This window comes from Streptomyces sp., from assembly GCF_019510245.1.
Classification (GTDB): Bacteria; Actinomycetota; Actinomycetes; order Streptomycetales; family Streptomycetaceae; genus Streptomyces.
The window spans coordinates 1-5,639 of record NZ_JAEKKT010000279.1; the positions used below are offsets into that span (position 1 = coordinate 1).

A 5,639-nucleotide genomic window follows, 5' to 3' on the forward strand; every position below is an offset into this window, starting at 1 on the left:
CCGATCCGCCGGCGCCTTCCATGTCCGGCACGGTGCTCGCGGTCATCGCCCAGGGCGCCAAACGCCTCGCGCTGGGTGACCGGGTCTATGAGTACGGCGCCGGGCAGTACCTGGTCGCATCCGTCGACCTGCCCGTCACGGGGCAGTTCACCCGGGCCGACCCCGAGCGGCCGGCCCTCGGCTTCGGACTCACGCTGGAACCGTCCGCCGTCGCCGAACTGCTGCTGCAGGCCGGTCCCGGCGACACCCCCCGCGCCGGCGCGGGCGCGCCGTCGGGGATCGCCGTCAGCGACGCTGCGCCCGCGCTGCTCGACGCGGTGGTCCGGCTGCTGCGCCTGCTCGACGAACCCCGCGACCGGGCCGTACTGGCGCCGCTGGTCAAACGCGAGATCCTGTGGCGCCTGATCACCGGCGAGCAGGGTGCGTCGGTGCGCCAGCTCGGTCTCGCCGACAGCGGCCTCAGCCATGTCTCCCGGGCCGTCCGCTGGATCCGCGAGCATTACGCCGAGCCCTTCCGGGTCGAGGACGTGGCACGCCTGTCCGGCATGAGCGTCTCGGCGTTCTACCGCAACTTTCAGGCGGTGACCGCCATGAGCCCCATCCAGTTCCAGAAGCAGATCCGGCTCCAGGAGGCCCGGTTGCTGCTCGCCACCCATCCGGGAGACGTCACCGGGGTCGGCCACCGCGTCGGCTACGACAACCCGTCGCAGTTCAGCCGCGAGTACCGCCGTCAGTTCGGCGCACCCCCGAGCCGGGACGCGGTCCGCCTGCGGGACACCGCACGCGCCCCCGCGGGCGTCCTGCCCTGAACGGGTTGGCACTTGATGAGGAGGATCGTGCAAGAGGAAGCGAGCATAGTTCTACTGTCTCCGCAGGTCAGAGCGATTCAATGGGAGCAACAGTTCTTCCGTGGAGCAGGAAAGTGCCTGCCCATCGGCGGATCCCACCTCATCGCAAAGGCCACAGCATGAAGACAGTTCTGATCACTGGTGCCTCCTCCGGATACGGGCGGGCAACCGCTCTTTACTTCCACTCGCAGGGGTGGAACGTCATCGCCACGATGCGCACGCCGCGTGTCGGCATCCTGCCCGAGTCGGACCGGCTCCGCGTCGTCGCGCTCGACGTGACCGTGCCCGAGACCATCACCGCCGCGTTCGAGGCGGCCGGGCCCATCGACGTCCTGGTCAACAACGCGGGTGTCCCATCGATCGGCGTGTTCGAGGGCACTCCCATGGCCCGTGTGCGGGAGGTCTTCGAAACCAACACGTTCGGCGTGATGGCGACGACGCAGGCGGTACTGCCCCAGTTCCGCGAGCGCGGCTCCGGCGTGGTGGTCAACGTGACCTCCAGCGTGGTGCTGGGCCACATGCCGCTCTCGGCCGTCTACAAGGCGAGCAAGATGGCCATCGAGGGGTTCACCGCCTCTCTCGCGCTCGAGCTCGCGCCCTTCGGCGTGCAGGCGAAGACGGTCCAGCCGGGCGCCTGCCTGACGACGAACTTCGCGGCCAACGCGACGAAGGGCGCCTCGCTGGACGAACTGGTTCCGGCGCCCTACGCACCGTGGGTGAACAAGGCCATGGGCGACTTCACGGGCCAGGACCTGTTCACCAAGGAGAGCGACGTCGCCGAGACGGTGTGGCGAGCCGCGCACGACACGACCGGCCAGCTGCGATTCCCGGCCGGTCCCGACGCGGTCTGGCTCGCTCAGGCGAAGTGACCACCATGCCTCGTTGATGCGTCGTCGTGTGTAGGTCCGTCCGCCGTGGCGAAGCCGTGCTTCACGGCGTGGTGTCAAGCGGCCGTGGACGGCAGTCAATGCGAACTGCCGGCCCGGTCGGCGGACAGCCGGCAGTCGCCCATTCACAGGCTGGCTCAACCGCCGACTGCGAGGACTTTGATCCGTGGTGGACTCGGCCTTCATCCCTCGGGCGACGGGGATGAGACACAGGGTCTCGCTCCCGCCCGCACCCACTCCACAGCTGCCCCACGAAAACGTCGTCGACTGTTCATATCGCGTCCAGCATTCGACGGGTTGGGTCGACAAGATCCGGCCATTGACTCTCCCTGCGTGCCTCGATCATGAAGTCGCACGGAGAGAGTCCTTCTTTGGGGGTTCGCAGTGGTGTCCGCAGTGGAGTTTCCCGGCGAACCGGAGTCTGACAGACCGGTTCCGCGGCGGCCGTACGCGGCACGGGGTTTGGGTGACAGGGTCTTCCGGTACCAGCTGACGGCCACGGGCATCGCGGTCCTCGCCATCATGGCGGCCGTCGGACTGTTCCTGCTCCTGAGGGCCGGTCAGGCGCTGCGCGCCAGGGGCCTGGACTTCCTGACCACCGCTGCCTGGCAGCCGGATGTGCACAACTTCGGCATCGCGGCCGTACTCACCGGCACCCTGCTGATCGCCGCCGTGGCGGTGACGATCTCCGTGCCGCTGGCGGTCGCCACCGCGTTGTTCATCTCCGACGTGGCCCCGCGCAGGCTGCGCCGCACCCTCATCACCATGGTCGACCTGATGGCGGCCGTCCCCTCGGTGGTGTACGGACTCTGGGGCCTCTTCTTCCTCCAGCAGCACGTGATCGGGCTGTCGCGCTGGCTGTCCACCTGGCTTGGCTGGATCCCGCTGTTCGCCGTCGACGGCACCCGGCCCGGTGACCCCCTCGCCTCGGACAGCGTCTACACCGCCTCCACGTTCGTCGCCGGGATCGTCGTCGCGCTGATGGTCGCACCGATCCAGTGCTCGGTCATGCGGGAAGTCTTCGCACAGGCCCCGGCGGGCGAGCGCGAGGGCGCCTACGCTCTCGGCGCCACGCGGTGGGGCATGATCCGCGCGGTCGTCCTGCCGTACGGCAAGGGGGGCATCATCGGCGGCACGATGCTGGGGCTCGGCCGGGCGCTCGGCGAGACGATCGCCGTCTACCTGATCATCTCGCCGGTCTTCGCCATCCAGCCGCACATCCTGCAGACCGGCTCGAACTCGGTCTCCTCCCTCATCGCCCTGCACTACGGCGACGCCTCCACGTTCGGCATGTCGGCGCTGATGGCTGCCGGTCTGGCGCTGTTCCTGCTCACCCTGGCGGTCAACTTCACCGCCTCCACCGTCGTGGCCCGCTCCCGGTCCGGCGCGCAGAGCGAGGCATGAGATGACTGTCGTAGAAGAAGTAGAAGAAGCACTAGCGGACCGCGCGGCCGCGCCCGCCCCGGTGTCCGAAGCCGTCCCCGCCGCCCAACTCCCCGACCAGTGGCGCCGGATCGGCGGCCCCACCCGCTCGGGGGTGCTGTCCCTGTTCGGCGCCGCCGCGTCCGGACTGTGCGTCGCGGTGCTGCTGTTCGGGCAGATCGCGCCGTTCTCCGGCGGCCTGGGCTTCGCCGTCACCGCGTACGGCGCCTTCCTCATCGTGTACGCCGTCCTGACCGGCCTGGAGGAGAACGGCCAGGCGGTGCGCGACCGTGTGATGACGGTGATCCTGTGGACCGCGGCCGGCCTGCTCTTCAGCGCGCTGGCACTCGTCGTCGGCTTCACCGCGTGGCGTGGCCGGGAAGCGCTGCCGCACGGCAACTTCTTCACTCAGGACATGCAGGCCGCGGGCCCGCTGGACCCGCTCACCCACGGCGGCATCGCGCACGCGATGCTCGGCACGCTGATCATGATCGCCATCGCGCTCGCCATCACCGTCCCGCTCGGCCTGGCCTGCGCGGTGTACCTCAACCAGATTCCCGGCCGCTTCTCACGCTTCGTACGGACCATCGTCGAGGCGATGACCGCACTGCCGTCGATCGTGGCGGGGCTCATGGTGTACGCCACCTGGATCCTCGGCCTCGGGCTGCAGAAGTCGGGCCTCGCGGCGGGCTTCGCGATCAGTGTGATGATGCTGCCGATCGTGATCCGGGCGTCCGACGTGGTTCTGCGCCTGGTGCCCGGCAGCCTGACCGAGGCCGCGGAGGCCCTCGGAGCCCCGCGCTGGCGGACGGTGTGGCACGTGGTCCTGCCGACGGCGCGCTCCGGGCTCGCCACCGCGGTCATCCTCGGCACGGCGCGCGGCATCGGCGAGACCTCACCCGTGCTGCTCACCGCCGGCTTCACGGCCGCCCTCAACGCCGACCCGACCAGCGGCCCGATGGTCTCCCTGCCTCTGGCCGTCTTCAACTTCGTCAAGTCCCCGGAGCCCACGATGATCGCCCGCGGCTTCGGCGCGGCGTCGGTCCTGATGGCCCTGGTCCTGATCCTCTTCGCGATCGCCCGGGTCATCGGCGGTCACGGCCCCGGCCACCAGAGCCGCCGCCAGTCCCGCCGAACAGCCCGAGCCTCCCGCCGGGACGCGGCCCGCTTCGCGGAGGTGCACGCTCCGGGGCTGTCCCTGTTCGAAACCGAGCCGCACAGCGCTCCCGAGCCCGATCCGACGACGGCCCCCGACAGGGAGGCCGTCCCGAACACCGCACCTGAGCCGGTCAGTGACCTCTCCGGCCCCGGACTCGCCGACCGGTCGAGCGCGGGCGCGACCGCCGATGGCGAGCCGACACCTCCGCAGCCACCCGCACCTGACCAGGCATCCCGCACGGACGGCAGTGGCGGGCACCCCGCCCCGGCCGCCGACGGGGCGCCCCAGCCCGTCACAGGAGAGAGCGACTGATGCTCAGCCACCTCAGGACCAGCCTGCACCGGCTGGGCATCCTGGCCGCGTTGCTCGGCGTCCTCGCCGGGACAGGGGCCGGTCCCGCCGCAGCCGACAGTTACACACCGATCGCCGGGGCCGGGTCCACCTGGGCGGAGAACGCCGTCGACGAGTGGCGCCGGGCCGTCAACCAGTACGGGATGCGGATCTCCTACGCCGGTACCGGATCGTCCGACGGCCGCCGCCAGTTCCTCAGCGGCACGGTCGACTTCGCGGTGTCGGACATCCCGTTCCAGACCCACCCGACCGACGGCAGCGCGGCGGAGCGGCCGGCCTCCGGGTCGTACGCCTACATGCCGATCGTGGCCGGCGGCACGGTGTTCATGTACCACCTGACCGTCAACGGCAAGCGGGTCACCAACCTGCGCCTCTCCGGTGACGTGGTCACCAAGATCTTCACCGGCGCCGTGAAGACATGGGACGACCCCGTCATCAAGGCCGACAACCCCGGGCTCCAGCTTCCGCACCGCACCATCGTGCCCGTGGTCCGCTCCGACGGCTCCGGTTCCACCGCCCAGTTCACGATGTGGATGGCCAACCAGCACAAGTCGCTGTGGCAGGCGTACTGCGCCAAGGTCGGCCGCTCGGGGGCGTGCGGACAGACCTCGTACTACCCGACGGTCTCCGGCATGATCGCCCAGTCCGGCGACCTGGGCGTGGCGGGTTACGTCGCCCAGAACTACGGCGAGGGCGCGATCGGTTACGTCAACTACTCCTACGCCCTCAACGCGCACTATCCCGTCGCCAAGGTCCTCAACCACGCCGGCTACTACACCGAGCCGACCCCGCAGAACGTGGCGGTGTCGCTGCTCAAGGCGAGGATCAACACGGACAAGAGCTCGCCGGACTACCTCACCCAGCAACTCGACGGCGTCTACCGCGACAGCGACCGGCGCAACTACCCGCTGTCCAGCTACTCGTACATGGTCCTGCCGCTGAAGGTGCAGGGCACCTTCACCGAGGCCAAGG

Annotated in this window: 5 protein-coding genes; all 5 read left to right on the forward strand. The window is 69.9% G+C overall.

Features of this window, described 5'->3' with window-relative positions; genetic code table 11:
* A partial coding sequence (locus tag JF597_RS48795; protein WP_294012236.1) for an AraC family transcriptional regulator occupies positions 1 to 809 on the forward strand: 809 nt, incomplete at its 5' end.
* A gap of 158 nt (positions 810 to 967) precedes the next feature.
* A complete protein-coding gene (locus JF597_RS48800) occupies positions 968 to 1,717 on the forward strand; it encodes an SDR family oxidoreductase (protein ID WP_294012239.1) in 750 nt (249 codons plus the stop codon).
* A 480-nt stretch (positions 1,718 to 2,197) separates the two neighbouring features.
* On the forward strand, positions 2,198 to 3,139 hold the full coding sequence (gene pstC / locus JF597_RS48805; protein WP_294012242.1) for a phosphate ABC transporter permease subunit PstC: 942 nt from the start codon (positions 2,198 to 2,200) through the stop codon (positions 3,137 to 3,139).
* Position 3,140: 1 nt separating this feature from the next.
* Positions 3,141 to 4,628 carry a phosphate ABC transporter permease PstA gene (gene pstA, locus JF597_RS48810; protein WP_294012245.1) on the forward strand — a complete coding sequence of 496 codons (1,488 nt, stop codon included), beginning with the start codon at positions 3,141 to 3,143 and terminating at the stop codon, positions 4,626 to 4,628.
* Positions 4,628 to 5,639, forward strand: a 1,012-nt coding sequence (locus JF597_RS48815) for a phosphate ABC transporter substrate-binding protein PstS (RefSeq protein ID WP_294012248.1), incomplete at its 3' end; no start/stop codon positions are given. The genes pstA and JF597_RS48815, both read left to right, overlap by 1 nt.